Genomic DNA, 2,745 nt, shown 5'->3' with positions numbered 1-2,745 from the left:
GTTCCTTAGATACTTAGATTTAATCCTATTTTGTTTCATCCGTCTACAAAATTCCTCAAAATCGTATAGCTGCACATAAATTTCCAGAAAACTTGTAGCACAATCACGATTTTTCTTTTCACTCAGATAAACCACCACGGCAATTCCAGCCACAGGTTATCCATAGCCTGTTCCTCGGTCTTTTGGGCGCGGCCTTTTGTCAGGTGGAAATATATCGCCGTACCAATCAAAGGATGTTCCTTGCCATCAGTAAAGCCATAGCGGTACAGCAGATAGGTCTGCTCCCGTTGGGTCAGCCGTTTCAGGCCATCGTACAGTTCCCGGCGCGATTCCTGCTCTTCCATAATGCTCTGCGGCTGCATAGCATAGGGGTCGGCTATGGCTTCGATGCGCCGCAGCTGCTCTTCTCCCGGCAGAACATCGTCCAGCGAAACGCGCTGGTAGCAGACGCCGTCCTTGTCCTCCGTTACCATCCGCTGTTCAAAAGCGGCAAAGGCATCCCGCACCATGTCCATCATGGCGTTGCGGATGGCAGGAGCCGCATAAGTCAGGAACTTCATGCCGCGCGCTGCATCGAACTTCGGCACAGCTTTCCATAAGCCCAGATTGCCAGCCTGTTTCAAATCGTCCGTGTCAAGGTTCAGGCCAGCCTGTGCCAGATTCATGCTGCGAAAAAGGTCATTCGCCACCTTGCCGATAAAGGACTTGTTGTTGTCGATCAGGCTGTCCAGCGCAGTTGCATCGCCTTTCTGTGCCAGCGCACAAAGCCGTTCATTCGTCTGCTTCATGGGCGTTTTCCTGCTCTGCGGCAGACTGCAAGATTCCCAGCAGACCGTTCCGCAGCTGTTCCAGTGCTTCCGGCGTAGCTCCCTCCATGCCCGAAACGCTACCCAACATTGCGTCTGTCAGCTGCTCTGCCGTAATCGTTGGGTGCTGCACATCCTGCCCTTTGGTCAATTCGGTGAACATCTTCTCTGCCACTTTCTTGCTCATGGCTTCCTGTTTGGCGTAATGGCTCCCGATGCCCTTTTTGATTTCCTTGACCGCTGCCATAAAGTACATTTCAATGTCATCAAGGTCGCCTTGGTACACTGGCTTTCTTCGGAGACTGATGTCCTTTGCGGCTTTGGCTGCTTCCGGGGTCTTGACCTTTGTGCGCAGCAGGGTGCTCAATGTCGTGAGCATGGCGTTCTGTGCTGCAATGCCGGATGCAAACGTATCATCAAAATACTGCGCTATGCGGTAAGTAAGCTCTGCAAACCGGGCGTTTTCTAACAGCAGGTTGACCACCTCTGTATTGACACGCCCCGTGTAGAGGTTCTTTGCGGCTTCTACGGACAGGCCAAGTTCGGCAATGTCGTAGTTCTTGCGGTCAGGGATGTTGGTTTCTCCCAGAAGGAAATCCGTGGACACGTTGAACAGCCTTGCGATCTTCAGCACCTGCTCATGGGTCAGGGTTCCTTTCGCACCACTGATAAAACGGCTGATAGTGCTTTTGGAGCAGCCGATTTCCTTGGCAAGCTCCGGTTGGCTGATGTCGTGCTCTTTCATCAAGTCCGCAAGACGAATGTTGGATGGTGCGGGCAGATATTCCTGTGCCATGTGGTCGGCCCTCCTTTTTGAGCTTTTTCCTCATTATAATACGCTCTGCCGTTTTGTTCAATATACGGTTTCCTCTCTGCCCTTGCTGTTGCAGCCCTGCAACCAGTAAGGGCATTTTTCTTTTTCCGTTGCAGTTCTGCCACTTTTTCGCCTTTCCTGCAAAATTTTCCGTATATTCAGGCAGGAAGCAAAAAACACCAGAGTTCCCGCTTTGGGGTCTCTGGTGCAACGCGCAACGCACGACACAAAGGAGGAATGCCCTTGAGCCTGTTTCAGAAAATCAAATCCGCCATCACCGTTCCGCAAGCTGCCAAGGTCTACGGCATGGAGCCAGACCGCCGCAGTATGGTGTGCTGTCCGTTCCACTCCGACAACACCCCCAGCATGAAGCTGAACGACACCTATTATTACTGCTTCGGCTGTGGAGCTACCGGGGATGTGATCGACCTCACCGCCAAGCTGTTCAGCCTGAATCCCCGGCAAGCCGCCGAAAAGCTCGTACACGATTTTGGGCTTGACCCGGACAAGCCACCCGCTAATGCTATCGCCCTGCTGCTGCCCAAGCGCGGCCTGACGGACGAACAGCGAGCAGACGTTGCTTACTGTCTGCGGGTGCTGACCGATTATCTCGACCTGCTGCACGACTGGCGAGAGTGTTACAAGCCCGCCAGCCCGGAAGAACCGCTGGACGAGCGGTTCGTGGAAGTCCTCCACATGAACGAGACCGTCGAGCACCTGACGGACTGCGTTGCATTTGGGACGCCCCAGCAGAAGGCCGATGCCGCTGCACGGCTGCTGTCCGGGTCGTACCTGCTGATGCTGGAAGAGCGCACCGACCGCCTTGCTCTGGCAAAGTGCGCCTAATAGTTTATTCACCCGAAGTGGTGGGTCTCACCGTGAGACCCACCACTTCACTTTTCTAAAGGAGAATTACCCTATGAAGAAAAACATTTCCCGCAACCCCTTATGGCCGGACTGGTACAACGGCAAGAAGATCGATGAAGTCCAGTTTGGCCGCGCCTTTCTGGAACAGTGGCCGCTGAAATGCGTCAACGGTACGCTGTACACGCTGGACGGCCCGGTGGAGGACGAGAGCGAGATCAAGCAGCGCATCTTGGAGAACATCGAGGAATATGTCACCTC

The 2,745-nt window shown here is 53.8% G+C and carries 3 protein-coding genes and 1 pseudogene; 2 read left to right on the top strand and 2 right to left on the bottom strand.

Features of this window, described 5'->3' with window-relative positions; translation table 11 throughout:
- Window positions 1–122: 122 nt before the first annotated feature.
- Together DWY76_RS13645 and DWY76_RS13640 are read right to left on the bottom strand one after the other, a co-directional pair.
- Window positions 123–788 carry a sigma-70 family RNA polymerase sigma factor gene (locus DWY76_RS13645; protein WP_120081600.1) on the bottom strand — a complete coding sequence of 222 codons (666 nt, stop codon included), beginning with the start codon at window positions 786–788 and terminating at the stop codon, window positions 123–125.
- Entirely contained in the window at window positions 772–1,602 is an 831-nt protein-coding gene (locus DWY76_RS13640) for a helix-turn-helix transcriptional regulator (protein WP_120081599.1), read from the bottom strand. Before DWY76_RS13640 ends, DWY76_RS13645 begins: the two co-directional genes overlap by 17 nt.
- 255 nt (window positions 1,603–1,857) lie before the next feature.
- On the opposite strand from DWY76_RS13640, the gene DWY76_RS13635 reads away from it, so the two are divergent.
- Entirely contained in the window at window positions 1,858–2,466 is a 609-nt protein-coding gene (locus tag DWY76_RS13635; RefSeq protein WP_120081598.1) for a CHC2 zinc finger domain-containing protein, read from the top strand.
- A 73-nt stretch (window positions 2,467–2,539) separates the two neighbouring features.
- Window positions 2,540–2,745 (top strand): annotated as a pseudogene (locus tag DWY76_RS14460) (DNA primase); the annotation flags it as partial.

It is taken from the genome of Faecalibacterium sp. AF27-11BH, from assembly GCF_003603005.1.
In the GTDB taxonomy this organism is placed as follows: domain Bacteria; phylum Bacillota; class Clostridia; order Oscillospirales; family Ruminococcaceae; genus Faecalibacterium; species Faecalibacterium taiwanense.
This window is presented reverse-complemented; position numbering and strand designations above follow the sequence as displayed.